The following is a 24,954-nucleotide window of genomic DNA, read 5'->3' on the forward strand; positions in this document are numbered from 1 at the left end:
GCCCCTCACCCCCACATCCTCAGCACATCCTCAGCGAGGCCCTGGTCACTCTCTGTGTCTCGCCGGTCGAGACCCCCGGTTCGACGGGCCGGGGGAGTTGTGCATAGACTCGCTGGCATCATGCGGCACCAGCTTCTCCTCCTTCGCTGCCGCGGCGAGGCCTGACAAGGCCGGTTCCCTCGCCGCGGAGTTTCGTCGTACGCCGGTCGTCACTCACGACACCCGTACTTTCGAGGAGAACCCCGTGGCACCGAAGAACCAGCCCAAGCCTGTTCAGCAGCCGTCCGGTATGCCGACGCACCGCTACCGCGCGTTCCCGCCGATCGACCTGCCGGACCGCACCTGGCCGGCCAAGTCCGTCGACCGCACCCCGCGCTGGCTGTCCACCGACCTCCGCGACGGCAACCAGGCGCTGGTCGAGCCGATGTCCCCGGCCCGCAAGCGACGGATGTTCGACCTGCTGGTGAAGATGGGCTACAAGGAGATCGAGGTCGGTTTCCCGAGCGCCAGCCAGTACGACTTCGACTTCGTCCGCAGCCTGATCGAGGACGACGTGATCCCGGACGACGTGACGATCTCCGTGCTGACCCAGGCGCGGGAGGAGCTGATCGAGCGCACCGTGCAGTCGCTGCAGGGCTCGCCGAAGGCCACCATCCACCTGTACAACGCGACCGCGCCGCTGTTCCGCCGGGTGGTGTTCAACGTCGACAAGGCCGAGTGCCGCACGATCGCGGTCCGCGGCACCGAGACCGTGATGAAGTACGCCGACGAGATCCTCGGCGACTGCGAGTTCGGGTACCAGTACAGCCCGGAGATCTTCACCGGCACCGAGCTGGAGTTCGCGCTCGAGGTGTGCGAGGCGGTCAGCGACGTCTGGCAGCCCGCCGAGGGCCGCGAGATCATCCTGAACCTGCCGGCCACCGTCGAGATGTGCACCCCGAACGTGTACGCGGACCAGATCGAGTGGTTCGGCCGGAACCTGACCCGGCGCGAGCACAGCACGATCAGCCTGCACCCGCACAACGACCGCGGTACGGCGGTGGCCGCCACCGAGCTGGCGCTGATGGCCGGAGCGGACCGCGTCGAGGGCTGCCTGTTCGGCCACGGCGAGCGGACCGGCAACGTCGACCTGGTGACGCTGGGGATGAACCTGTTCAGCCAGGGCATCGACCCGCAGATCGATTTCTCCGACATCGACGAGATCCGCCGGACCGTGGAGTACTGCACGCAGATGCGCGTCCCCGAGCGGCAGCCGTACGCCGGCGACCTGGTCTACACGGCCTTCTCGGGCTCGCACCAGGACGCGATCAAGAAGGGCCTGGAGGCGCTGGACAAGCAGGCCGCTGCCGAGGGCAAGCCGGTCGGCGACATCGCCTGGGAGGCGCCGTACCTGCCGATCGACCCGAAGGACGTGGGCCGCAGCTACGAGGCCGTGATCCGGGTGAACTCGCAGTCCGGCAAGGGCGGCGTCGCGTACATCATGAAGTCCGAGCACCGGCTCGACCTGCCGCGCCGGCTGCAGATCGAGTTCAGCCGGGTGATCCAGCAGCACACCGACAGCGAGGGTGGCGAGGTCGGCCCGCAGCAGATGTGGGACATCTTCGCGGCCGAGTACCTGGCGCCGGGCGCGCTGTCGCTGCTGAGCGTCAACTCGACCTCCGGTGAGGGGCAGGGCGACCAGCTCCGCGTTCAGGTCTATGCCAACGGCGTGCCGCACGAGTTGGTTGGCGAGGGCAACGGTCCGGTATCGGCCTTCGTGGACGCCATCAAGCCGCTGAAGTACGACGTCCGGGTGCTGGACTACCACGAGCACGCGCTCTCCGCGGGCGGTGACGCGCTGGCCGCGGCGTACGTCGAGTGCGAGGTCGGCGACGACGTGTTCTGGGGCGTCGGCCGGGACGCCAACATTCTCACTGCTTCGCTGAAGGCCGTCGTGTCGGCTGTCAACCGCGCCACGCGCTGACAGCGTTCGAATCTTCACACCGAGTTGCCCGTCTCCGTGTCGGAGGCGGGCAATTCCTGTACTCCCCGATACCGTTTCCTCACGGACCGCAACGTTGTCTCAACGTTGCCTCAAGTCGTTGACTCGGTGACTGAGGTTGCGCACACTGTCGTCACTATGCGCAGATCCTTGCAAGACAGTGTTACTAAGTCGAGCTGATCAGGGTCTGCGCCACCGACTTTCCCTGGTAGTCGCGTGGAGGTGAGCAGTGAGTGGTGCGGTCGACACGTCCGCGACGAAGCTGATCGAAGGACCGGTCGTCGAACCGAGACCCTCGGCTGCTCGGCGTTTCGTCAACGCCTGGCTGGTCCGAAGACTCTTCAAGGCGGTCCTGACGGTCTTCATCGTCACCACCGGCACGTTCTTCCTGGTCAGGCTGTTGCCCGGTAACCCGGTCGACACCTATATCCAGACGCAGATCGCGCAGACCGGTATCTCCTACGAGGCGGCGGCCGCACAGGCGAAGAACCTGTTCTCGCTCGACCCCGACGCCCCGGTGATCTCGCAGTACGCGACCTACATGGTCAACCTGCTGCACGGCGACTTCGGCAACTCGGTGCTGTCGCCCGGCACCACGGTCGCGGACGTGATCAAGACCTACCTGCCCTGGACGCTGTTCTCGGTCGGTGTCGCGACGGTCTTCAGCTTCATCATCGGCATCGTGGCCGGCATGATCATGGCCTACCGCCGGGAGAGCTGGATCGACCACCTGCTGACCTCGATCGGCTCGCTGCTGCACGCGATCCCGAACTACATCCTGGCGATCCTGATCGTGGTCTTCCTCGGCGTGAAGCTGCAGCTGTTCAACCTCACCGAGGCCCGCGGCTCGTACACGCCCGGCGTGGAACCGTCGTTCAGCCTGAGCTTCCTGAACGACATCTTCTACCACGCGTTCCTGCCGATCCTCGCCTACGCGCTGACCACGGTCGGCTCCTGGGCGCTGGTGATGAAGTCGTCCACGGTGGAGACGCTCGGCGAGGACTACGTGACGGTCGCCCGGGCGCGCGGCCTGTCGGACAACCGGATCCGGTCCGGGTACGTCGGGCGCAACGCCGTACTGCCCCTGTTCAGCCAGCTCGCGGTGTCACTCGGGTTCGTGGTCGGCGGCTCGATCTTCGTGGAGAAGATCTTCGGCTACCAGGGCATCGGCTTCAGCCTGTTCAACGCGGTCAACGGCCGCGACTACCCGGTGCTGCAGGGGATCTTCCTGGTCGTGACGATCTCGGTGGTCGCCGCCAACCTGCTGGCCGACGTTCTCTACAGCCGACTGGATCCGCGGATCCGGGTCGGCGGCCAGGGCAAGGGGTGACGCGAGATGGCTGACGCAACAATCCCCGTGTCGGCGGTCGGCACGACCGGCGTCTCCCGGTTCGCCGGCATTCTGAGTTCGCTGCGCCGTAGCCCCGCCGGGTTCATCGGCTTCATCATCGTGGCGCTGATGGTGCTGATCACCGCGATCGTGCCGTTCTTCCTCCCGGACGTGACACCGAACGTCAAGGAGATCCTGCTCCCGGCCGGCTCGCCCGGGCACCTGCTCGGCACCGACAACGAGGGCAAGGACGTCCTGATCCAGATGATCGGCGGCGGCCGGACGGTGATCTTCGTCGGCTTCATCGCCGCGGCGATCTCGACCGCGCTGGCGATCGTGCTCGGATCGCTGGCGGCGTACCTCGGCGGCTGGGTCGACTCGGTCGTCGTCACGCTGGCCGACGTGTTCCTGACCGTCCCGCAGATCGTCCTGCTCGCCGTCATGGGCGCGTTCTTCAAACTCGACTCGCCGCTGCTGCTCGCACTCCTGGTCGGCGGCCTGTCCTGGCCGGTGCTGACCCGGGCGGTGCGGGCCCAGGTGTTCTCGCTGAAGGAACGCGAGTTCGTCGAGGCCGCCCGGCTGCTCGACCTCGGCACGATCCGGGTGGTGTTCGTCGAGATCCTGCCGAACATGGCCAGCTTCATCCTGATGAACTTCATGATCGGCGTGACGAACGCGATCTACCAGCTGGTCGGTCTCTACCTGCTCGGGCTCGCGCCGCTGAGCGGGGCCAACTGGGGCATCATGCTCAACCGCGCCTGGATCGCCGGCGCCATCTTCAACGACGCGAGCCTGGCCTGGATCCTCAGCCCGATCCTCGCGATCGTCCTGCTGCTGCTCGGACTGGTGATGATGACGAGATCCCTCGAAGAGATCCTCAACCCGCGGCTCCGGGACCGGTGAGCGCGATGACGACAACCTCTGCGAGTGACCGCGCGACGCGCGGCGGCCAGGGCAAGCCACTGCTGTCCATCCGCGACTTCAAGGTCGAGTACCGGACCGGTTCCGGGACGACCGTGCAGGCGGTCCGCGGCGTCGACCTCGACCTGTTCCCGGGCGAGAGCCTCGCGCTCGTCGGCGAGAGCGGCTGCGGCAAGACGACGTTCGGGCTCGGCCTGCTGCGATTGCTGCCGCGGCTCGGGCACGCCAGCGGCCAAGTGACCTTCAACCGCGGCGACGGCACCGAGATCGACGTCCTCGGCCTGGACGGCCGGGACCTGCGGCAGTTCCGCTGGCGGGACGCCGCGATGGTGTTCCAGGGCGCGATGAACGCGTTCAACCCGGTGCTCAAGATCCGCGCGCACATGCACGACACGATGCGCGCGCACACCAAGGCGTCCAAGCAGGAGATCGAGGACCGGGCCGGCGAGCTGCTGAGGCTCGTGCGGCTCGAGCCGTCGCGGGTGATGGACAGCTACCCGCACGAGTTGTCCGGCGGGATGCGGCAGCGCGTGCTGATCGCGATGAGCCTGCTGCTCGAACCCGAGGTCCTGATCCTCGACGAGCCGACCACCGCGCTCGACATCCTCACCCAGCGGTCCGTCGTCGACGTCCTGCACGAGGTGCGCGAGCGGCTCGGGTTCTCGATGATCTTCATCTCCCACGACCTGTCGCTGGCCGCCGAGCTCGCGGACCGGGTCGCCACCATGTACGCCGGACGCATCATCGAGACCGGCGGCGTCCGGGACATGTTCTACAAGCCGCGGCACCCGTACACGCTCGGGCTGATCAAGGCCGTGCCGCCGATCGTCGGCGACCTGCCCGACATGGAGTCGATCCCGGGCGGCCCGCCGAGCCTCGCGTCGCTGCCGAAGGGCTGCACGTTCAGCCCGCGCTGCAAGTTCGCGACCGACGAGTGCAAGGAGGCCGACCCGCCGCTGATCCCGATCACCGACGAGCCGGGTGACGCGCACGAGGCGGCCTGCATCCATTGGAAGGACGTGCACCTCGAACGACGGGTGCAGGACGAAATGGGGACCGCCTCATGAGCGCGCTGGAGAAGTCCCCCGAGGCTGCGGGCGGCACGCCGTTGATGACGCTGGGCGGCGTCAGCCAGGTGTTCGACACCAAGGCCGGCCCGATCCGCGCCGTCGACAACATCGACCTGTCGATCAACCCCGGTGAAGTGCTCTGCCTGGTCGGCGAGAGTGGCTCCGGGAAGACCACGGCGGCCCGGATGGCGGCGGGTCTCGCCCGGCCGACCAGCGGCCAGGTGGCCTTCGACGGCACCGACATCTGGTCATTGAAGCGCAACGACTTCACCACCTTCCGGCGCAGCGTGCAGTACGTCCACCAGGACCCGTACGCCTCGCTCAACCCGACGCGGACGATCCAGCAGACGATCACCGCCCCGCTGTTCAAGCACGGAGTGGTGAAGAGCAAGAAGGAAGCTGCCGAGCGCGCCGCGGAGCTCCTCACCAAGGTCGACCTGACCCCGCCCGAGAACTACCTGTCGAAGTACCCGCACCAGCTGTCCGGCGGTCAGCGGCAGCGGGTCGCCGTCGCCCGGGCGCTGACGCTGGACCCGAAGCTGATCATCGCCGACGAGTCCACCTCGATGCTGGACGTGTCGATCCGGATCAGCGTGCTCGCGATGCTCGGCCGGCTGCGCGACGACCTCGGCGTCGGGTTCCTGTTCATCACCCACGACCTGGCGATCGCGAAGTACTTCGGCTGGCGCGGGAAGACCGCGGTGATGTACCTCGGCCGGATCGTCGAGTTCGGGCCGACGCCGAAGATCATCAACGCGCCGACGCATCCGTACACCCGGGCGCTGATCGACGCGATCCCCGAGCCGGACCCGGACCTGACCAAGACCAAGGGCCGCGAGTCCCTGCGCAGCCTGGAGATTCCGAGCCTGGCGCACCTGCCGTCCGGGTGCTCGTTCCACCCGCGCTGCCCGCAGTTCGAGGACGGGCTGTGCGACGGGGCGATCCCGGAGCTCACCACGATCCGATCCGGCCAGTCGGCCGCGTGCCACGTGGTCGCGCGCGACGGCGTACCCGGTGTCGGTGAAGGAGGACATCCGGATGGGCCGGGGGCCTGATGTCGTCTCAGATGGGCCGAGTGGCGCTCAGCTGGGCAGCGTTCCTGGTGCTGGCCGGCGGAGTCCTGCTACTCACACTGACGCCGGGCACCCCGGAGTTCGTCGTCACCTTGTTCACCTTGTGTTTGGGCCTGCTACTGGGCCTGGTGGTCGTCGTCGGGGTCGTCCTGACCCGGCGCCGGGAAAAACGCGAGGGCGGTAGTTAGTCCCACCAGTAAGTAGTAACTGACCCGCATGGGCGTGCGGTCAGTCCAGAAAGGACGAAGGATGAGTCCCACCGGCACCAACGATTCCGGCACCAACGGTCTGGGCGCGAGCGCCGAGACCAACGCGATTTCCCGCCGGCATGTGCTCCAGATCTTCGGTATCGCCGGTGTCGGCGTGGCCGGCATCGGATCCGCGGCCGCGTGCTCGCCGAGCAAGCCGAACGCCAGCGGGGGTGACAGCGGCAAGTCCGGTAACAAGGAGTTCCACGGGGCGTACCCGTACCAGTTGCCGCCCAAGGGTCACTTCAACCTGATCGCCGGCGTCACCGACGGCATCCAGGCCAGCAACAGCCCGTACTTCGACCTCATCTACCCGAGCGCCGGCATGTACTACTGGGCCGACAAGAAGTGGGAATGGATGATGGCCGAGTCCGGGGCCCTGGACGAGGCGAACAAGACCTACACCCTGAAGCTGCGCTCCGGCCTGAAGTGGAGCGACGACAAGCCGGTGACCGCGAAGGACGTCGTGTCGACGTTCAACCTGCGCTGGCTGCTGCGCCAGCAGGAGTGGACGTTCCTGTCCGACATCAGCGCCAAGGACGACACCACGGTGGTCTTCACCATCGGTACGCCGTCCACCGTGCTGGAGCGCTACATCCTCCGCGCCGGCATCCTGCCCGACTCGGTCTACGGCGAGTGGGCGACCAAGGCCGAGACCATGCGCAAGGCCAAGACCAGCCTGGACAGCGCCGAGGGCAAGCAGCTGAACGGAGACTTCCAGAAGTTCCGTCCGGAGAACGCGCCGGTCTCGGGTCCGTTCAACTTCGACGTGAAGAGCATGACCAACGCGCAGATGTCGCTGGTCAAGAACGACAAGGGCCTGTTCGCCGACAAGATCGGCTTCACCAAGGTCGTGCTGTACAACGGTGAGACGTCCGACATCTCCCCGGTCGTGCTGAACAAGGATGTCGACTACGCCACCCACGGTTTCGCGGTGGCCACCGAGAAGACCCTGCTGGGCAGCGGTTTCCGGATCCTCCGGCCGCCGGTGTACTCGGGTCCGTCGCTGGTCTTCAACTACACCGCGCACCCGGAGCTGGCCGACGCGAAGGTCCGGCAGGCGATCGCCTACGTCCTGGACCGCAACGAGAACGGCACCGTCGCCCTCGGCGACTCCGGCAAGCCGTGCAAGTTCATGGCCGGCTTCTCCGACATCCTCGTCCCCGACTGGGTGTCGGACGCCGACCAGAAGAAGCTGCAGCCGTACGAGAAGGACGAGGCCAAGGCCACGTCGCTGCTGACCGAGGCCGGATGGAAGAAGACCGGCGGCAAGTGGATGCTGCCGAACGGCAAGCCGGCCGCCTACGACATCAAGTTCCCGACCGAGTTCGCCGACTGGAACCCGGCCGCCACCAACGCGGCCGATCAGCTGAACAAGTTCGGGTTCAACATCACCAAGCGGGGTATCACCTTCACCCAGCTGAACCCCGACGTACTCGCGGGCAAGTTCGACATCGCGATCCAGGGCTGGGGCGCGTCGAGCCACCCGCACCCGTACTTCGCGTTCGTCCAGGACCTGTACACGTTCAACTACGTGATCGCGGCGAACTCCGGCGGCAAGGGCATGAACTTCCCGCTCAAGCAGACCACCTCGGCCGGTCCGATCGACCTCAAGGACGTGGTGGACAAGTCGGCGCAGGGCCTGAACGTCGACGAGCAGAAGAAGAACATCACCGCCGCGGCGATGGCGTTCAACGAACTGCTGCCGATCATCCCGCTCTGGGAGCGCTACGGTAACAACCCGGCGCTCGAGGGCACCCGGGTGGCGAAGTTCCCGGCCGACGACGACCCGATCCTGAAGAACGCGCCGTACGCGGACAACTTCGTGATCATGGGCATGTACTCGGGCAAGGTCGCGCCGGTCTAAACGATTGGCGTTCTGACCCGATTGTTTGGTTGGGTCGGCCGGGTGATCAGCATTCGCGAGATCGACCCGGCCGACCTGGCCCTGTTCGACGAGTGGTACGACGCCCACCGCGCCGGCGCGGTGGCCGGGCGGGAGGCCCCGTTGGTGGGCGCCCGCGAGGCGCTCGGGTTCTCGCTGCGGAATCCGGGGCCCTTGAAGCAGCGGATCCCGGTCGGCGCGTTCGAGGACGACCGGGTGCTCGGCACGATGCTGTTCGAGTACCGGCTGACCGACAACCTCGACTCGGTCGAGGTCGAGATCGACGTCCCGCCGGCGCACCGGCGGCGCGGGATCGGGACGGCGCTGTGGCAGTGGGCCGTGACCCGGTCGGCCCAGCTGGGCAGGACGATCGTCCAGACCGAGGTCGCCGTACCCGCCGATCCGGCACCCGGTGCGGTGTTCGCGGACCGGCTCGGGTTCCAGCTCGAGCACGTCGAGGAGCACCTCGTCGTACCGCTGCCGTACGACGACCTGCGCCTGGAGGAACTGCGCTCAACGGCGGGGCGACCGGACGGGTACCGGCTGACCTCCTGGGCGGGGCTGTGTCCGCCGGAGCATCAGCAGGCGTACGCCGATCTGCACACCGCGATGGACCTGGACGTCCCGACCGGCGGCATGACGCGCGAGGTGGTGCCGTGGACGGTCGAGAAACTGGAGGCGAGCGAGGTCCGCATCGACCGGACGCACCTCGCCCTGGTGACGATGGCGCACACGGAAGCGGGCGAACCGGCCGGGTACTCGCTGATCTACCTGTCGCGCGGGGACGTCGAGAATGCTCAGCAGGACGACACCCTGGTACTGCGTGAGCACCGCGGCCACAACCTCGGGACCCATCTGAAGCTGGCGAATCTCGAGCAACTGGCCAAGCACCGTACGACGCAGCGCTATCTGCACACGTGGACGGCGCTTACCAACGCCCCGATGCGCAAGGTCAACGCCCGCTTCGGCTTCCGCGCGGTCGAGCAGCACCGCGAACTGGAACTCCGGCTGCCCAGCCTTCGCCCGGCGGCGCGCGGCGTGATCGTCGATCCGGACGACCGCATCCTGCTGGTGCGCTTCGAGTTCGACGACGGGCCGCTGTGGGCGACACCCGGCGGCGGCCTCGAAGCCGGCGAAACCGTGGTCGAGGGTCTGCGGCGCGAGCTCGTCGAGGAGGTCGGCTTGCGGGACTTCGCCGACCCACCGCACCTGTGGCACGAGGAAGCAGTTGCCGAGGGCCACGCCACCGGGTACGACGGAGTCCTCAACGACTACTTCCTGATCCGCACGGACCAGTTCGAACCGGCCGGCTCGATGACCGCCGAGGAACTTCGGGCCGAGAACGTCCACGAGCTGCGGTGGTGGACGCTCGCCGAGCTCGCCGATCACGGTGGGCGGTTCGCTCCTCGCAACCTGCCGGACCTGCTGCGCCAGGCACTGGCGAGCGGACCGCCGACAACCCCGCTCGGCCTGTGAGAGACGTGTGCGAACCCTGCGAGAAAAGGAGTTCCGGGCACCGAGAACGCCTAGCTTCGAGATGTGAAGCCTCGGCATACCACTGACTGGTTCGTTCCCGTGCACTCCATCGGCGACATCGCCGCGCCCCGGATCGGGCGGCTGCCCGACGGCCGCCGGGTCGGCATCGCGTTCACCAGCCTGGCGAACCTCCGCATCGCGTCCGGAGGCCGGCAGGAATGGATGCGCCTGACCGAGGAGGCGTTGCGCGAGACGCTGGCGCCGCTCGGTGTGACGAGGATCCAGCTCGACCCCGTGCTGGTTGATCTACAGCCGGCGTACCCAGCTGAGCCTGCCCTCGTCCATTAGCGCGTGGCCGTCGGCGCTGTCGGCGACGTTCGGGTCGTGGGTCGCGATCACGACGGCGGCGCCGCGGCGGGCCTGGTCGTGCAGGAGTTCGAGGACGCGTTCGCGGTTGCTGCTGTCGAGCTCGCTGGTGGACTCGTCGGCGAGGATCACCCGGCCCTGCTGGGCGATCCCGCGCGCCACCGCGACGCGCTGCTGCTCGCCACCGGACAGCTCCTCGACCAGGTGGTCCCCGCTCTCCGCCAACCCGACGCCCGCGAGTGCCTCGTCGATCCTTCGGTCGACGTCGCCGGCCGGATTCTGTTCGGCTCGCAAGGGGAACGACAGGTTCTCGCGCGCGGTCAGTACCCGTGCGAGCCCGTTGCCCTGCGGGATCAGGACGATGCCGTGCGCCGCGGCGGCCGGCCGGTCCTTGATCACCAGACCGTCGACCTCGACCTGCCCCTTCGCCACCGGGACCGCACCGGCGATCGCCCACAGCAACGAACTCTTCCCGGCGCCGGACGGGCCGCTGACCGCGAGCACGAACCCGGGCGGGACGGTGAACGACACGTCCGACACCGCGGTCAGGTCGCCGTAGCGGACCGTCACCTGGCTGAGTCTGATCATTCTTGCTCCACGGGGGTGAACTGGATCTTGCCGTTGCCGGTGGTGACCAGTTGCGCGCTGTAGCCGTCCTGCCACGAACATTTCACCCCCAGCCTCGTGTCGCTCGCCGAATGTACGGAATGTTGCGGTCGCCGGACCGGGTGGCGGAAAAATGTCACACTAATGTTGTCCAGACAGGAATCCCGGGCCCTTTGCGCCGTGGAACACGCAGCGGCGGTAGGTTCGGGGCATGCGTGAATCCCAGCTCGGTGACCTGACCGTCTCGGCCCTCGGCCTCGGCTGCATGGGGATGTCCCAGTCGTACGGCGTCCGCGCCGACGACTCCGAGTCCATCGCGACGCTGCACGCGGCCATCGACGCGGGCTGCACCTTCATCGACACCGCCGACGTGTACGGCGACGGCGAGAACGAGGAGCTCGTCGGCCGCGGGCTGGCCGGCCGCCGCGACCAGGTCGTGCTCGCGACGAAGTTCGGCTTCAAACGCCCGGCCTCGGCCTCGGCGGTGCCGACAGTCGTCGACGGCTCCCCGGCGTACGTCGCTCAAGCCCTGGACGCCTCGCTGCGCCGGCTGGGCGTCGACCACATCGACCTGTGGTACCTACACCGGCGCGACCCGCAGGTGCCCATCGAGGAGACCGTCGGGGCGATGGCCGCCGCGGTCGAGGCGGGCAAGGTGCGGTACCTCGGGCTGTCCGAGGTCAACGGTGAGACGGTGCGGGCGGCGCACGCCGTACACCCGATCACCGCCGTCCAGAGCGAGTGGTCGTTGTGGACGCGGGACCCGGAGACCGTCGTGCTGCCGACGCTGCGCGAGCTCGGGGTCGGGTTCGTCCCGTTCAGCCCGCTCGGGCGCGGGTTCCTCACCGGGCAGATCAAGTCTCCGGAGGATTTCCCTGAGGACGACATGCGGCGCGGGTTGCCGCGGTTCCAGGGCGAGAACTTCCAGCGGAACCTGGACCTGGTCGCGCAGGTACAGTCGCTGGCCGCCTCGAAGGGCGTGACGCCCGGCCAGTTGGCGCTCGCGTGGTTGCTTGCGCAGGGCAATGACGTGGCGCCGATCCCGGGGACGAAGCGGCGGACGTACTTGCGGGAGAACCTCGGCGCGCTGGACGTCACGTTGACCGCTGACGAGCTGGCGGCGCTGGACGAGGCGTTCCCGCCGGACGCGGTGTCCGGGCAGCGGTACGGTCAGGGCGGGATGGACCTGGTGGGCAAGTGATCGGCGTCACCGGTTCGACCGGACAGCTCGGATCCCGGATCGTCGCGCGGCTGACCGGCGTACCGCTGCGGCTGATCGTGCGGGACCCGGCGCGGGCTCCGTCGGTGCCGGGTGCCTCGGTCGCGCAGGCGGCGTACGGCGAGCACGCGGCGCTGCTGTCGGCGCTGGACGGCGTCGACGTACTGATGTTGCTGAGCGCAACGGAGTCGGCGGACCGGGTGGCGTTGCACAAGGCAACGGTCGACGCGGCGGTGGCTGCTGGTGTGCGGCGGATCGTCTACACCTCGTTCGTCGGGGCGGCGCCTGGTGCGACGTTCACGTTCGCGCGGGACCACTGGCACACCGAGGAGCACATCCGGTCGACCGGGGTCGACTTCACGTTCCTGCGCGACAATCTGTACCTCGACTTCGTGCCCGGGTTCGTGGGGTCGGACGACGTGATCCGCGGGCCGGCGGGGGACGGGCGGGTCGCCGCGGTCGCCCGCGACGACGTGGCGTCCGTCGCCGCTTCGGTCCTCCGCACCGCCTCCGGCTCCTCGGGTGCTGATGAGTACTCGGGTGCTACCTATGACCTCACCGGCCCGTCGGCGTTCACCCTCGCCGAGGCGGCGGCGGTGCTGACCGAGGCCTGGGGCCGCAAGGTGCGGTACGAGGCCGAGACGCTCGACGAGGCCTACCGGTCCCGCGAGTCCTACGGTGCGGCCCCGTGGGAGGTGGCCGGGTGGGTCACGTCGTACGCGGCCATCGCCAGCGGCGAGATGGGACACGTCTCGACCGCTGTCGCCGACATCACCGGGCGGCCGCCGATCGGCCTCGAGGAGTATGTCGGTCGCGGGTGAGACACTGACGTCGTGCCGCTCTACCGGGATCAGGCGATCGTGCTGCGCACCCAGAAACTGGGTGAGGCGGACCGGATCGCCACGCTGCTGACCCGCGCCAACGGCAAGGTCCGCGCGGTCGCCAAGGGCGTCCGGCGGACGTCGTCACGCTTCGGCGCCCGGCTCGAGCCGTTCAGCCACGTCGACCTGCAGCTCGCCACCGGGCGGACATTGGATGTAGTCACGCAGGCCGAGTCGATCGCGGCGTACGGTGAGGGAATCGTGGGGGACTATGCGCGGTACACCACCGGCACCGTCCTGCTCGAGACCGCCGACCGCCTCGTCGTCGAGGAGAAGGAACCCGCCACCCAGCAGCACCTGCTCCTGGCCGGCGCCCTCCGCGTCCTGTCCACCGGCGAACGCGAACCCGCCCTGGTCCTGGACTCCTTCTTGCTGAGGTCCTTGGCGATCTCCGGCTACGCCCCGTCCTTCGACGACTGCGCCCGCTGCGGCGAACCAGGCCCCCACCGCGCCTTCAACCCCGCCGCCGGCGGCATGGTCTGCACCACCTGCCGCCCACCCGCCTCAGCCATGCCCGCCCTGGCCACCGTCACCCACCTCGCCGCCCTCCTCACCGGAGACTGGCCCACCGCCCTCCAAGCAGACCCCCGAACCCGCCGAGAATCCACCGGCCTGATAGCCGCCTTCTTCACCTACCACCAAGAAAACCAACTCCGCTCCCTACCCCACCTAGACCTAACCCCCAACCCCCACCTAGCCGGCTAACCCCCACGCCCCGGCCACCCAGTCGGCGATGGCCGCAGGCTCCTCGGACGCTGACTCCCCGGCGGCGTGAGCAGAGGAGCAGCCGGATGTCCGGTCGGCTCGGACGCGGATGCCTCGATACCAACTGACTCGCGGCCCTGAGAGGGGCTCGACGCCCTGGGCGGCGCTCCGACGAGGAGAGGTCGCGAGGAACGCAGCGGCTGCTGCCCATCCCATGCATGAGCGATCGCACGCTTCGCATCCAACTCGGCTTGCCTAGTCGCGAGGCCACCACTGAACTCGCGCCACCCGTCGAACCGGTCAAGGCCGGGTTGCCGATCGTTCGGATGGCGGTGCAGCCGAGCACAGACATGCGCGTAGATGTTGTTCTGCCCACGGCGCGGCTTGATTGCCAACAACTCCCGCCGTGCAAACTCGCCAGGAGCTGTTGGTCCGAGCTCCCGGAACACCAGTCGGTAATCCGCCGGACGTTGAGGATCCACCCGGAGGTACGCGGTCACGCAGTCGCGCAGATCGCCTTTCCCCGGTGCGTAGCTCAGCACGTGATGCCCGTCGGACTTGCCGGCCGCGAGGTCGAGCATTGCCCGAACCACCTGACGTCGAAGCGCGGCCTCAGAGCCGGAGGGATCCCTGCTCGCTGCGGCATCGATCCGGCGATAGTCGAGATCGAAATCAGGCCCCGCCACCAACCGGTACCCGACCCCGAGGTTCACGACTCCTCTCGGTCCTCACGCCGCAGTTCCTCCAGCAGCTCCTGTGTCTCGGGCCCCATCCGAGCAGCCCATTCGTCCAGGTCCAGGGGGCGGCTGCCGGGGAGTGGCTCGGTCGCGTACCGGCGCACTGTGGGGTCGTCAACGACTCCGGCCGGCGGGTGGTCATCACCGCGCAGGTCGCGGTACTGCGTCGTCGACATCACCACCGCCTCCGGCTCCCCGTCCGCACCCCAAACCACCGGAGCACCGGTCCCGGCCCGCACAGCCTCCACAACCTGAGCCAACTGCTGCGCCAACACAGCCGGCTCAATCACCTGGTCCGCGACGACGAACTTGCCTTCCCCACCAAGATCCTCGAACTCGTCATACGTGAGCATCACCGCCTCAGGACCCCCGTCCCCAAAACTGAACGCCCACCCACCAGCCCGAAACCGAGCCAGCACCCCCACCAAATCCCCCCGAACCGCCTCAACCGAAGCCCACGTCGTCATACCCCGAATCTATTGCCTAGACCCCCCACCCCGCGGAACTTATCCACAACCCCACCGAGCGTCCCGCTAGCACCTTGTTGCACCTCCGCGTGGGAGGGAGCAAGTGGTACGTCGAGTCGTGGCGATTGGTTGGGGCTTGGAGCCGCGAGTCGTGGTTTCAGGCTCTGTTCGGCCGCCGAATCACACGACTCGGCGCCCCCGGATAGGAGGACGACGAACATGATGCGTCGAGATCAGCGCGAGGGTCGTCGCCGCGAGCAGGGCGAGACACCTCAGCATGACCCGAGGTCCTTCTCATCGATCAGGAACCAATTCTTGGCGGATTGGCCGACGCGCGGCGCGTACACAACCTGGGCCTGGACCTTGTGGCGACGTCCGTTTGCGGGAAAACCGGGGACAGGCTTGCGGGTTGCCTGGTAACGCAAGGAAATCTTCGAGGTGTCCAGGCAGGCATTCAGACGCACCTCCGGCTGCTCCAACTTGAGCTTGACCGATGCCACGGAGACTCCGCTCAAGCTGGCTCTTCCGTCGGAGTACCAGCCGCGGTCCAGGTTGAACTGCACGTCAATCAGCACCTGGGTGAGCCACTTGCCACCAGTACCGGCCCGCAGCAGCTTCTCTTCGGACGCGGCCGGCGGATTGTTGAGCGCAGTGTCAATAGCAGCTCGTGCCGTGATGTAGCGCGCCTTCGCAGCGGTGATCGCCGCCTGTTCCTGCGGGCTCCACGTCGGTTTGGATGGCGCGGCCGGGGTCGGGGTCGGGGTGGGAGACGTTGTGGTGGGGGTTGTGTTGGGCCGGCCGGCTTCGGGGGAGCCGTTGCAGGCGGTCAGCAGGGTGAGGGTGCTGAGCGTGGCTGCGGCGGCGAGTAGCGGTCGGCGGGGCATGTGGTGGGGCTCCGTTCTTGGGTGCTGTTGGTGTTAGGGCCTACGGACGGCGTTCGGCAGGGTGGGCGGGCCAAGCAGCGCGGGCTGGAGCGGATCCGCCCGGCAGTCCCGCCGAGTCGTGGCGATTGGTCAGCGCTAGGACCCGCGAGTCGTGGATCTCGGCTCCAGTTGGACGCCGAATCTCACGACTCGACGACCGGGCAGGTGTCAGGCCGCTTAGTCCGACGGGGCGGTCGGTCAGCAGCCGGCCGTGCTGGGCGCGGTGGCCTCGCCGCCATTCGGATCAACGAGAACTGGGACCGCCTGTCCGATCCGGAGTTGGGTGGTGGCCTGTTGCGTCATCGCGATCTGCCCGCTGTCACCCAACGTGCTCTCCCAGGTGACATCCCACTGCGCAACCGCAGTCACCGGATACTTGCAGTTCGGCAACTTCTCCGAAGTCTTCACATACCGATGCCCACAGGTAGGCGACCCCGCCACCCCCATCGACGCGTCATACGGCGTCCCAGGCCCTTCACATCGAACCGTCTTACCGTCCCCCATCGCCCAGTTGATCGCCTTCACCTGGGCTGTCACCGTCACAGTCAAGCCCGGCACACTCGCACTCCGAACGATCGGTCCCCAGGTGTTCTCCGTCTTGGTCACCCACAACCAGACCGGCATGTTCACCAATCCGATCTGCCCGGCGCCTGGAGCGGTCTTGATCTGCGGCGGACCCAGGCGCATCTCGCCGATTGCCTCATAGACCAGTGTCACCGGGTCGACCACGACGGTGTCGGGCGTACCCGGCAACCAAATCCACCGGGTGACGAAGCGTGTGCCCTGTTCTCTGACACAGGTCCAGATCGCGCCATCGGTGTGTCCCTGCCATGCGGGGTCGGTGTATGCAGGCTGCGGTTGGAGTCGGCGCAGGTAGCACTGCTGTCCGTTCGACCAGTTACCGAGCCTCGACGTACACGCCCGCGAGGCTCCGCCGTCCATGCAGATCTTCTCCGGCGTCCGGGTGACCGACTTGGCGGGCTTCTTTCCAGGCTTCGTCTTCTCCTGCGGAAGGTTCATCGTGGAGCGTAGGACCCACCAGCAAGGCCCTTTTGGCAGACAGAACGGAACGTAGTCGCCCTCCGGCCTGGGCGGCAGTTTCTTGTCTACGGCCGAGGCTGTCGCTGCAACGACATGGGTGGTCAGAATCAAGGCGCCGATCAGGAGAGTGGCAACCGGCCGCAGCGCGGATTTCAGCATGCTCCGGCGTCCTGCTGATCGACGAGGAACCACATCTTCTTGGTCTGACCAACTGGGGGTGCGAAGACCAGTTTTGCCTTGACCTTGCTTCGGCCATCAGTCCCTGGGCCGACAGGTACGGGCTTGCGGGTTGCGAGGTATCGGAGTGAGACCTTGGACGCGTCCTGGCAGACGCTGAGGTATACCTCGGGCTGCTCACCCGTCGTCTTGACCGAGAGGACGGACATCGACTCGATCTTGACCTTGCCGTCCTGGTACCAGCCACGGTCCTGGTTGAACTGGAGGCTTCCCAACACCTGGACGAGCCAGTTGCCGCCGAGACCCGCCTGCAACAGCTTGGCCTCGGTCGCCGCGGGAGGGTTGTTGAGTGCCGTGTCGGAGGCCACCGATGCCGCCACAAAGCGTGCCTTCGCAGCCGTGATGGCAGCCTGCTCCGCCGTGGGCCGTGTTGGTGTGGACGGCGCGGAAGGTGTCGGGCTGGGGGTCGGCGAGGCTGTGGTCGGGGCGGTGTTGGGCCGGCCTGCCTCGGGGGAGCCTTGGCATGCGGTGAGCGCTGCGAGGGCGCAGAGAGCTGCTGTGGCGGTGGCGAGGGCCGGTCGGCGGGGCATGTGGTGGGGGCTCCGTTCTTGGGTGCTGTTGGTGTAAGGGTGGCATACGGAGGGTGTTCGGCGGGGTGGGTTGTCCACAGGTTGCAGGTTGTTGCAGAGGGTGGTTTGGGGGTGGTGGAGCGGGTGGGGACTGGGGGTGCGGGGGTGGGTGGGAGACTGCGGGGTATGTCGCCTATTGGTCGTCGTCGGGGTCGGGGGATTGTGGGGCGGGGGGAGCGGGAGAAGGTGGTGGTGGCGCCGGAGCCGCATCCTTCGGGGGCGACGGTGCCGGGGGTGCCGAAGGAACTGGTGCCGCGGCATGTGGCGATCGTGATGGACGGGAACGGGCGGTGGGCCAAGCAGCGGGGGCTGGCCCGGACCGAGGGGCACAAGGCCGGTGAGGCCTCGTTGCTGGACGTGATCAAGGGCGGGATCGAGATCGGGGTGAAGTACATCTCGGCGTACGCGTTCTCGACCGAGAACTGGGCCCGGTCGCCCGAAGAGGTGCGGTTCCTGATGGGGTTCAACCGTGAGGTGATCCATCGGCGGCGTGACGAGTTGGACGCGATGGGGGTCCGGGTGGTGTGGTCCGGGCGGCGGCCGCGGTTGTGGAAGAGCGTGATCGACGAGCTGGAGTACGCGCAGGAGCGGACCAAGCACAACGACACCATCACCTTGCAGTTCTGCGTGAACTACGGCGGGCAGGCGGAGATCGCCGACGCGATGCGGTCGATCGCGGCGGAAGTTGCCGCGGGCAAGCTGAAGCCGGACCGGATCACCGAGAAGACGATCGCCCGGCATCTTTATGCGCCTGACATCCCCGAGGTCGATTTGTTCGTCCGGTCGTCCGGGGAGCAGCGGACGAGCAACTTCCTGGTCTGGCAGCTCGCGTACGCCGAGATGGTGTTCCTGGACACGCTCTGGCCGGACTTCGACCGGCGGGACCTGTGGCGGGCGATCGAGATCTACGCGCAGCGCGACCGGCGGTACGGCGGCGCGATCCCGAACGAGGTACGCGTGGACACCGAGCCCCCGCTCGGCTGAGCAAGGCACGGAACGGGATTCGACCTCGCAACGTCTAGTCTCGTTGCAGATGTCAACGACATGAACGGGTGATGCAGCGTGCAGGACCAGCCGACGGACGAGACCCCCCAGCAGATCGTGGAGCGGGAGCTACGCGCCGCGCAGGAGCAGGTCCGGAGGGTGGCCGAGCAGTTGCGCGCCGGTCTGGCCGAGGACGATCGCCTGGCAGCAGGGTCGCAGCAAGGGTCACAGCAGGGTTCGCAGCCCGGGACGAGGGACGAGCACTGATGGCGAACGAGAACGAGATCGCGGAGCTGACCGACCGGGTCGCGCAGATCATGAATCGCGCCCGCTACACGCTCGACTACTCGGTCGACGCGCTCAGCGACGAGAACTTCGGCCGGACGCTGGACTACAGGCTGCAGGACGTCGACGCGCTCACGGATGCGGCCGAGCCGCTCCAGGACGCGGAGTTCGAGGCCGAGGTGCGGCGCCGGCTCGCGGAGCGTACGCAGGATCCGAGCGACATCGAGAGCGCGAGCGAGGCCCGGATCGACGTAGAGCGGTCGTTTTCCAACGCGCAGGAGGAAGGGCAGGGCTTCGCGCGGCGGACCGACGCCGCCCAGGAACAGCTGGCCGACTTCCGGCACGATCTCCAACGGAGTGGGAGGGAGCTCGACGAGGCGCTCAGCCATGTCGACACGCTCGGCACCTTTCCCGAGTCCCGCGCCACGGCGAACGAGTTGCGCACCAGGGTGATGCATCTGCGGACCCTCACCGAGAACGCGGACGACGGGCTGCAGACGGCAAACAACCATCTCGAGGACGCCAAGGACGCCGCCGTGAGGTTCGGCCGCGCCGGCATGAGCGTCGACAGGAACGCGCTTTCCAAGGCGATCACGAAGACCGGCGAGTCGCTGCGGGGCGGGGTGAAGGAGACCGGGGACGGTCTGGGAACGGTGCGTAAAGACCTCGCGGACGCGATGCCGGGCGTCCACCAGGACGCGGACTACAGCCACAAGCAGGCCGAACTGGCTGACGCGATGCGGGCCGGAATGAACCCGCCGGCTGGGCACGCGCAGACCGGGGACCTTGCGACGGAGTCCGGAGACGGCGCCCAGGACGCGTGGCTGGCGCAGCGGCTGTCGGACGGCAACCAGGAGCGCCGAAGCTGGCGCAGCACGGAGAGGACGTGAGCGACCAGCGCTGAAGCCCGGCGCGGCTCGGCGGGCGCGGCCGGCGAATTTCAGCGGCCAGGTGACGGGAGTAGACCGCGTTCGATCGCGACAGTCACGGCGCGGGTCCGGTCGTCGACGTCCAGTTTGGTGAAGAGGCGTTGGAGGTGGGTTTTGACGGTGGCCTCGCCGATGAAGAGTTCGCGGCCGATCTCGGCGTTGCTGAGGCCGCGGGCGACGGCGGCGAGGACCTCGAGTTCGCGGGGCGAGGGTTGTGCGGCGGCGGGAGCGGCCGGCGTACGAAGGCGCGACATGAGCCGCGCCGCGACCGGCGGGGCGAGCACGGTCTCACCGCGGGCAGCGGCCCGGATCCCGTTGAGCAGGTCGGCGTGCGGCGTGTCCTTCAACAGGTACCCGGCAGCACCGGCCTCGACCGCGTGCAGGATCTCCGTGTCCGTGTCGTAAGTCGTCAGCACCAGCACGCGCGTCGACGGGTACGAGGACACGATCGCCCCGGTCGCCGCGACCCCGTCCATTCGCGGCATCCGCAGATCCATCAGTACGACGTCAGGCCCCGTCGACTCGACCAGCGCGAGGGCCTCCGCACCGTCGCCTGCCTCACCGACGACGGAGATGTCGTCGGTGACCGACAGCATCCCGCTCAGTCCTGAGCGCACCACCGGGTGATCGTCGACCACCAGAACCCGAATCACACATCCTCCTGGACAGCCGGAATCAGGACCTGGACCCGGGTGCCGCGCCCCGGCGTACTCTCCACCTCGACGGTGCCGCCGGACTCCTCGACCCGCCCGCGCATGGCGCTCAACCCGAACCCGCCCGACACCGACCCCGGCGTGAAGCCGGTGCCGTCGTCGCGGATCTCGATCCACACCCGGCCGTCCGACAACCCCAGCGTGATCAGCACCTGCGTGGCCGCCGCGTGCTTGCGTACGTTCGCCAGCGCCTCCTGCGCCGACCGCAACAACACCACCTGCTGCGCCTGAGGAAGCGCCGCGACCTCGTCGTCGGGCAGGTCCAGCGAGACCTGTACGTCGACACCGGTTTCGGCCGCGAACCGCTCCGCCTGCCGGCGCAGTACCTCGGTCAATGTTGCCTCCGACAACGCAACCGGGGTGAACGCGGCAACCAGCGCCCGCGCCTCGGCCAGGTTCTCCCGGGCGGTGTCCTCGATCGCCGCCAACCGAGCCCCAGCTCCGTCAACCCCACCACGCGAAAGCTCAGCAGACGCCGCCTGTGCGAGCATCACGATCGAAGTCATCCCCTGCGCGAGCGTGTCGTGGATCTCCCGCGCCATCCGCTCCCGCTCAGCCATCACCCCGGCGCTGTGGTGCGCCTCGGCGAGCTCGTCGCGCGCCGACTCGAGCTGCTCGATCAGTTCGGCGCGCTGCTGGCTCTGGGTGATCACCTTCTCGATCCAGATCCCGAACAGCAGGCTGACCACGAGACTGACCAGCATCCACGGCAGGATGCTCCAGAACGCGTCCCAGCCCCACCCGGCGCTCCACAACTGCGCCGTACCGACGCCGAGCACGAGCAGCAGGCTGAGCCCGACCCCTTCGCGGATGTCCTCGCACAGCAGCCACATCTGCGCCGACGCGATGAACATCAGGAACACCGACTGCGGATAGATCCCGATCAGCACCATCAGGCAGGCGATCAGCACCAGCCGATAGGCGTACGACGGGAGCGCCCGCCGGGACCGGATCGCACGTAGCCCGATGAACTGGTACGCCGCCCCGAGAACCACGACCGTACCGGCGAACAGCGCCTGTCGCACCGCTCCGAGATGGCCCAGGAACGACAAGGCCAGCGTCATCCCGAGCAGCACCCAGAACACGATGTGCCAACCGATCAGCGTCCGTGTCCACACGGGCTGTCCGGCGCCACCGCGAGAGCTCTGCACGGACCCCATCTTCCTCCACAACCGGATCCACACACGAGGACCGGTCCATGCCGGTGCCAGCTCAGTACGACGCCGCTCCGGAAGCGAGGACGCCGTACCGGTGAGCTGGTTCATCAGCCGGCGTCCCGGCGGGTCCAGCGGAACACGCGCTGGGCGAGGAACAGGCCGACGATCAGCCAGACGGTGAGGACGATCGCGCCGGTGCCGAGCTGCCAGGAACCGCCCGGCTCGTTGACCTGGAACCCGTCCGGCAGGAACACCGACCGCATCCCCTGGGCGAGCCATTTGAGCGGGAAGATCGAGGCGACGTCCCGCATCCAGCCGGGAAGGCTGCTGTAGACGAAGTACACACCCGACATGAACTGCAGCAGGAGGACGACCGGCGTGATCACCGCCGACGCGGCCTTGCCGGACTTCGGTACGACGCTGAACGCGATCCCCAGTACGGACCCGGAGGCCGCGCCGAGGATGAAGATCCAGGCGAAGTGCAGCCACTTCGACGGTTCGCTCGGGATGTCCACGCCGAGCAGCAGCCCGGCGATCGCCAGCAGCAGCGCGAACTGCGCGATCGAGGTGACCAGGACCTGGCCGATCTTGCCGATGAAGTACGACTGCGGCGGCATCGGCGTACCGCGGAGCCGCTTGAGCAGGCCCTCGTCGCGCTCCAGCGCGATGCTGATCGCGAGCGACTGGAAGCTGCTCAGGAAGATGCCGGAGGCGATCATTCCGGGGGTGAAGTAGGTGGCGGCGTTGACGCCGTTGAAGTCGGTGCTGCCGAAGACGGCGGAGAAGATGCCGAGGAAGATGATCGGGAAGAAGAACGTGAAGATCAGCGCCTCCTTCTCGCGGAAGAACTCGCGGACCTCGAGCTTGGTCCGGGCCAGACCCACCGAGAGGGTGGACGGCAGGGGCTTGGCGTCGGCCATCAGAGGGCTCCAGCTTCGATCGAGACAGCGGCGTCGGCGGTGTCGGCGGTGTTGGCGGTGTTGGCCGTGTTGGCCTTGCCGATCAGGTCCAGGTAGATGTCTTCCAGGCTCGGGCGGCGGACCTCGAGCTCGGGTACTTCGCCGTCGAAGCGCTGCATCAGCGCCGCGATCTCGGCCGTCGGCCGGTCGGTACGCAGTTCGCGCGGCCCGTCGGCGTCGGTCCAGGAGACCCGTGCCGTCCGGGCGTTGCGGCCGCCGAGCGTCTCCGGCGTACCGATCTCGATCATCCGGCCGTCGGCGATCACCCCGACCCGGTCGGCGAGGTGTTCGGCCTCGTCCAGGTAGTGCGTGGTCAGCAGGATCGTCGTACCGCTGGTCCGCAGGTTCTCGATCAGGGTCCAGAACTGCCGGCGCGCCTCGGGGTCGAACCCGGTCGTCGGTTCGTCCAGGAACAGCAGCTCCGGGTGGCCGATCACGCCGAGCGCCACGTCGAGCCGGCGGCGCTGGCCGCCGGACAGTTTGCGCGGCCGGGTCTTGCGCTTCTCGTCGAGCCCGACCGCGGCGATCACCTCGTCCGGATCGCGCGGGTTGGGGTAGTAGCCGGCGTAGTGGCTGACGAGTTCGAGGACTGTCGACTCGGCCTCGTCGCGCGAGGTCTGCAGCACGATCCCGAGGCGGCTGCGCCACCTGCGGTCGCCATGGGCCGGGTCGGTGCCCAGCACGCTGACCTCTCCCTCGTCGGCCCGGCGATACCCCTCCAGAATCTCCGTGGTCGTCGTTTTACCGGCCCCGTTCGGGCCGAGCAGGGCGAACACCTCGCCCCGGTGAATGTCCAGATCGACACCGTCGACCGCGACCTTGTCCGGGTACCGCTTGACCAGACCGCGGACCCTCACTGCGTTGTCGTTCTCCATGTCTCAACTCTCGCGTCCGGCGACCGTCCCCGGTGAGCACCGGCCGACGGACTCTCTGTCCCCCGACCGGTGGACAGAGGGATTACACGCCGGGAAGGCTGACGTGGACGGGGTCGGGCGGTTAGGTTCGGGGAATGGCTCAGACGGTGCGTGGAGTGGTGGCGGCGCGTAAGGGTGCGCCGGTGTCGATCGAGGAGATCACGATCCCGGACCCGGGTCCCGGGGAAGCGGTCGTGAAGGTGCAGGCGTGCGGGGTCTGCCACACGGATCTGCACTATCGCGAGGGCGGGATCAACGACGAGTTCCCGTTCCTGCTGGGGCATGAGGCCGCGGGGATCGTGGAGGCGGTCGGCGACGGCGTGACCGACGTACAGCCGGGTGACTTCGTCGTACTGAACTGGCGGGCTGTCTGCGGCAACTGCCGCGCCTGCCTGCGCGGTCGCCCCTGGTACTGCTTCAACACGCACAACGCCCAGCAGAAGATGACTCTGAAGGACGGCACCGAGCTGAGCCCCGCGCTCGGTATCGGAGCTTTCGCGGAAAAGACCCTGGTCGCGGCCGGCCAGTGCACGAAGGTGGACCCGGCCGCCAAGGCGGAGGTCGCGGGCCTGCTCGGCTGTGGCGTGATGGCCGGTCTCGGCGCCGCGCTCAACACGGGCAACGTCGGTCGCGGGGACACGGTCGCCGTGATCGGCTCGGGCGGCGTCGGTACGGCGGCTGTGGTCGGCGCCCGCCTCGCGGGAGCGGCGAAGGTGATCGCCATCGACCTCGACGAGCGCAAGCTCGGCACCGCGCAGGAGCTCGGCGCGACCCACACGATCAACGCGAAGGGGCTCGACCACGACGGGGTCGTCGCGGCGGTGCAGGAACTGACCGGCGGGTTCGGCGCCGATGTGGTGATCGACGCGGTCGGCCGACCGGAGACGTGGAAGCAGGCGTTCTACGCGCGCGATCTGGCCGGCACCGTGGTGCTGGTCGGCGTACCGACGCCGGACATGCGCCTCGACATGCCGCTCCTGGACTTCTTCGGCCGCGGCGGTTCCCTGAAGTCGAGCTGGTACGGCGACTGCCTGCCGAGCCGCGACTTCCCGCTGCTGATCGACCTGCACCTGCAGGGCCGCCTGCCGCTGGACCGTTTCGTGTCCGAGACGATCGCGCTGGACGAGGTCGAGGACGCGTTCACGAAGATGCATCACGGGGACGTCCTGCGTTCGGTGGTCGTCTTCTAAGACGTGGACGACCTCGAGCCGTCGCCCGACGTGCCCTGGCTGCAACCGTTTCCGACGGATCCGTGGCTCCGTTCCTCGGCCTGCCATC

General features: G+C 68.1%; 25 protein-coding genes. 16 read left to right on the top strand and 9 right to left on the bottom strand.

Annotated features, from left to right (window positions below; translation table 11 throughout):
* Nucleotides 1–289 precede the first annotated feature (289 nt).
* From leuA to E0H50_RS20475, 9 genes are all read left to right on the top strand, one after another.
* Nucleotides 290–1,963, top strand: a complete 1,674-nt coding sequence (gene leuA / locus E0H50_RS20435; RefSeq protein WP_202868245.1) for a 2-isopropylmalate synthase — start codon at nucleotides 290–292, stop codon at nucleotides 1,961–1,963.
* Nucleotides 1,964–2,210: 247 nt separating this feature from the next.
* Nucleotides 2,211–3,311 carry an ABC transporter permease gene (locus E0H50_RS20440; RefSeq protein WP_202868231.1) on the top strand — a complete coding sequence of 367 codons (1,101 nt, stop codon included), beginning with the start codon at nucleotides 2,211–2,213 and terminating at the stop codon, nucleotides 3,309–3,311.
* 6 nt (nucleotides 3,312–3,317) lie between these two features.
* On the top strand, nucleotides 3,318–4,214 hold the full coding sequence (locus E0H50_RS20445; RefSeq protein ID WP_131290865.1) for an ABC transporter permease: 897 nt from the start codon (nucleotides 3,318–3,320) through the stop codon (nucleotides 4,212–4,214).
* 5 nt (nucleotides 4,215–4,219) lie between these two features.
* Nucleotides 4,220–5,299 (top strand): ABC transporter ATP-binding protein, encoded by a 1,080-nt coding sequence (locus E0H50_RS20450; RefSeq protein ID WP_131290867.1) that lies wholly within the window; start codon nucleotides 4,220–4,222, stop codon nucleotides 5,297–5,299.
* On the top strand, nucleotides 5,296–6,357 hold the full coding sequence (locus E0H50_RS20455; RefSeq protein WP_131290869.1) for an ABC transporter ATP-binding protein: 1,062 nt from the start codon (nucleotides 5,296–5,298) through the stop codon (nucleotides 6,355–6,357). Before E0H50_RS20450 ends, E0H50_RS20455 begins: the two co-directional genes overlap by 4 nt.
* Nucleotides 6,357–6,563: a hypothetical protein gene (locus E0H50_RS20460; protein ID WP_131290871.1), complete on the top strand. Its 207-nt coding sequence runs from the start codon at nucleotides 6,357–6,359 to the stop codon at nucleotides 6,561–6,563. The genes E0H50_RS20455 and E0H50_RS20460 overlap by 1 nt, the downstream gene beginning before the upstream one ends.
* A 61-nt stretch (nucleotides 6,564–6,624) precedes the next feature.
* On the top strand, nucleotides 6,625–8,490 hold the full coding sequence (locus E0H50_RS20465; protein WP_131290873.1) for an ABC transporter substrate-binding protein: 1,866 nt from the start codon (nucleotides 6,625–6,627) through the stop codon (nucleotides 8,488–8,490).
* A gap of 42 nt (nucleotides 8,491–8,532) precedes the next feature.
* Nucleotides 8,533–9,984 (top strand): bifunctional GNAT family N-acetyltransferase/NUDIX hydrolase, encoded by a 1,452-nt coding sequence (locus E0H50_RS20470; RefSeq protein WP_131290875.1) that lies wholly within the window; start codon nucleotides 8,533–8,535, stop codon nucleotides 9,982–9,984.
* Between the two features lie 63 nt (nucleotides 9,985–10,047).
* Complete coding sequence (locus E0H50_RS20475; RefSeq protein WP_131290877.1) at nucleotides 10,048–10,332, top strand: SAV_915 family protein; 285 nt, start codon at nucleotides 10,048–10,050, stop codon at nucleotides 10,330–10,332.
* Here E0H50_RS20475 and E0H50_RS20480 read toward each other — a convergent pair.
* Complete coding sequence (locus tag E0H50_RS20480; protein WP_131290879.1) at nucleotides 10,291–10,938, bottom strand: ABC transporter ATP-binding protein; 648 nt, start codon at nucleotides 10,936–10,938, stop codon at nucleotides 10,291–10,293. The two genes, E0H50_RS20475 and E0H50_RS20480, sit on opposite strands and share 42 nt — an antisense overlap.
* A gap of 229 nt (nucleotides 10,939–11,167) precedes the next feature.
* On the opposite strand from E0H50_RS20480, the gene E0H50_RS20485 reads away from it, so the two are divergent.
* The 3 genes from E0H50_RS20485 to recO are packed head-to-tail and all read left to right on the top strand — an operon-like array spanning nucleotide 11,168 to nucleotide 13,761.
* The gene (locus tag E0H50_RS20485; RefSeq protein WP_131290881.1) at nucleotides 11,168–12,157 is read left to right on the top strand and encodes an aldo/keto reductase; all 990 of its coding nucleotides are present in this window, start codon (nucleotides 11,168–11,170) and stop codon (nucleotides 12,155–12,157) included.
* A complete protein-coding gene (locus E0H50_RS20490) occupies nucleotides 12,154–12,996 on the top strand; it encodes an SDR family oxidoreductase (RefSeq protein WP_131290883.1) in 843 nt (280 codons plus the stop codon). The genes E0H50_RS20485 and E0H50_RS20490 overlap by 4 nt, the downstream gene beginning before the upstream one ends.
* Before the next feature lie 12 nt (nucleotides 12,997–13,008).
* Nucleotides 13,009–13,761, top strand: a complete 753-nt coding sequence (recO, locus tag E0H50_RS20495; RefSeq protein WP_131290885.1) for a DNA repair protein RecO — start codon at nucleotides 13,009–13,011, stop codon at nucleotides 13,759–13,761.
* 709 nt (nucleotides 13,762–14,470) lie between these two features.
* On the opposite strand, the gene E0H50_RS20500 is transcribed toward recO, so the two are convergent.
* The 4 genes from E0H50_RS20500 to E0H50_RS20515 all read right to left on the bottom strand — a co-directional run bounded on the left by E0H50_RS20500 (nucleotide 14,471) and on the right by E0H50_RS20515 (nucleotide 17,486).
* Nucleotides 14,471–14,854, bottom strand: coding sequence for a hypothetical protein (locus E0H50_RS20500; protein WP_131290887.1), 384 nt, complete (start codon nucleotides 14,852–14,854; stop codon nucleotides 14,471–14,473).
* A 383-nt stretch (nucleotides 14,855–15,237) separates the two neighbouring features.
* On the bottom strand, nucleotides 15,238–15,849 hold the full coding sequence (locus tag E0H50_RS20505) for a hypothetical protein (protein ID WP_131290889.1): 612 nt from the start codon (nucleotides 15,847–15,849) through the stop codon (nucleotides 15,238–15,240).
* A 237-nt stretch (nucleotides 15,850–16,086) separates the two neighbouring features.
* Entirely contained in the window at nucleotides 16,087–16,908 is an 822-nt protein-coding gene (locus E0H50_RS20510) for a hypothetical protein (RefSeq protein ID WP_131290891.1), read from the bottom strand.
* Between the two features lie 173 nt (nucleotides 16,909–17,081).
* On the bottom strand, nucleotides 17,082–17,486 hold the full coding sequence (locus E0H50_RS20515; RefSeq protein ID WP_131290893.1) for a hypothetical protein: 405 nt from the start codon (nucleotides 17,484–17,486) through the stop codon (nucleotides 17,082–17,084).
* Between the two features lie 375 nt (nucleotides 17,487–17,861).
* Here E0H50_RS20515 and E0H50_RS20520 point away from each other — a divergent pair, with 375 nt between their 5' ends.
* From E0H50_RS20520 to E0H50_RS20530, 3 genes are all read left to right on the top strand, one after another.
* Nucleotides 17,862–18,719: an isoprenyl transferase gene (locus E0H50_RS20520; RefSeq protein ID WP_202868232.1), complete on the top strand. Its 858-nt coding sequence runs from the start codon at nucleotides 17,862–17,864 to the stop codon at nucleotides 18,717–18,719.
* Nucleotides 18,720–18,797: 78 nt separating this feature from the next.
* The gene (locus E0H50_RS20525) at nucleotides 18,798–18,986 is read left to right on the top strand and encodes a hypothetical protein (protein ID WP_131290895.1); all 189 of its coding nucleotides are present in this window, start codon (nucleotides 18,798–18,800) and stop codon (nucleotides 18,984–18,986) included.
* Complete coding sequence (locus tag E0H50_RS20530) at nucleotides 18,986–19,894, top strand: hypothetical protein (protein WP_131290897.1); 909 nt, start codon at nucleotides 18,986–18,988, stop codon at nucleotides 19,892–19,894. The genes E0H50_RS20525 and E0H50_RS20530 overlap by 1 nt, the downstream gene beginning before the upstream one ends.
* Nucleotides 19,895–19,944: 50 nt before the next feature.
* On the opposite strand, the gene E0H50_RS20535 is transcribed toward E0H50_RS20530, so the two are convergent.
* From E0H50_RS20535 to E0H50_RS20550, 4 genes are all read right to left on the bottom strand, one after another.
* The gene (locus E0H50_RS20535; protein ID WP_131290899.1) at nucleotides 19,945–20,586 is read right to left on the bottom strand and encodes a response regulator; all 642 of its coding nucleotides are present in this window, start codon (nucleotides 20,584–20,586) and stop codon (nucleotides 19,945–19,947) included.
* Entirely contained in the window at nucleotides 20,583–21,764 is a 1,182-nt protein-coding gene (locus tag E0H50_RS20540; protein WP_238151098.1) for a sensor histidine kinase, read from the bottom strand. Before E0H50_RS20540 ends, E0H50_RS20535 begins: the two co-directional genes overlap by 4 nt.
* Before the next feature lie 146 nt (nucleotides 21,765–21,910).
* A complete protein-coding gene (locus tag E0H50_RS20545; protein ID WP_131290903.1) occupies nucleotides 21,911–22,723 on the bottom strand; it encodes an ABC transporter permease in 813 nt (270 codons plus the stop codon).
* Nucleotides 22,723–23,637, bottom strand: coding sequence for an ABC transporter ATP-binding protein (locus E0H50_RS20550; RefSeq protein WP_131290904.1), 915 nt, complete (start codon nucleotides 23,635–23,637; stop codon nucleotides 22,723–22,725). Before E0H50_RS20550 ends, E0H50_RS20545 begins: the two co-directional genes overlap by 1 nt.
* 134 nt (nucleotides 23,638–23,771) lie before the next feature.
* Here E0H50_RS20550 and E0H50_RS20555 point away from each other — a divergent pair, with 134 nt between their 5' ends.
* The gene (locus E0H50_RS20555) at nucleotides 23,772–24,866 is read left to right on the top strand and encodes an S-(hydroxymethyl)mycothiol dehydrogenase (protein WP_131290906.1); all 1,095 of its coding nucleotides are present in this window, start codon (nucleotides 23,772–23,774) and stop codon (nucleotides 24,864–24,866) included.
* The last annotated feature ends 88 nt before the right edge of the window (nucleotides 24,867–24,954 follow it).

Origin of the sequence: Kribbella sindirgiensis (assembly GCF_004331435.1) — a bacterium.
GTDB lineage: Bacteria > Actinomycetota > Actinomycetes > Propionibacteriales > Kribbellaceae > Kribbella > Kribbella sindirgiensis.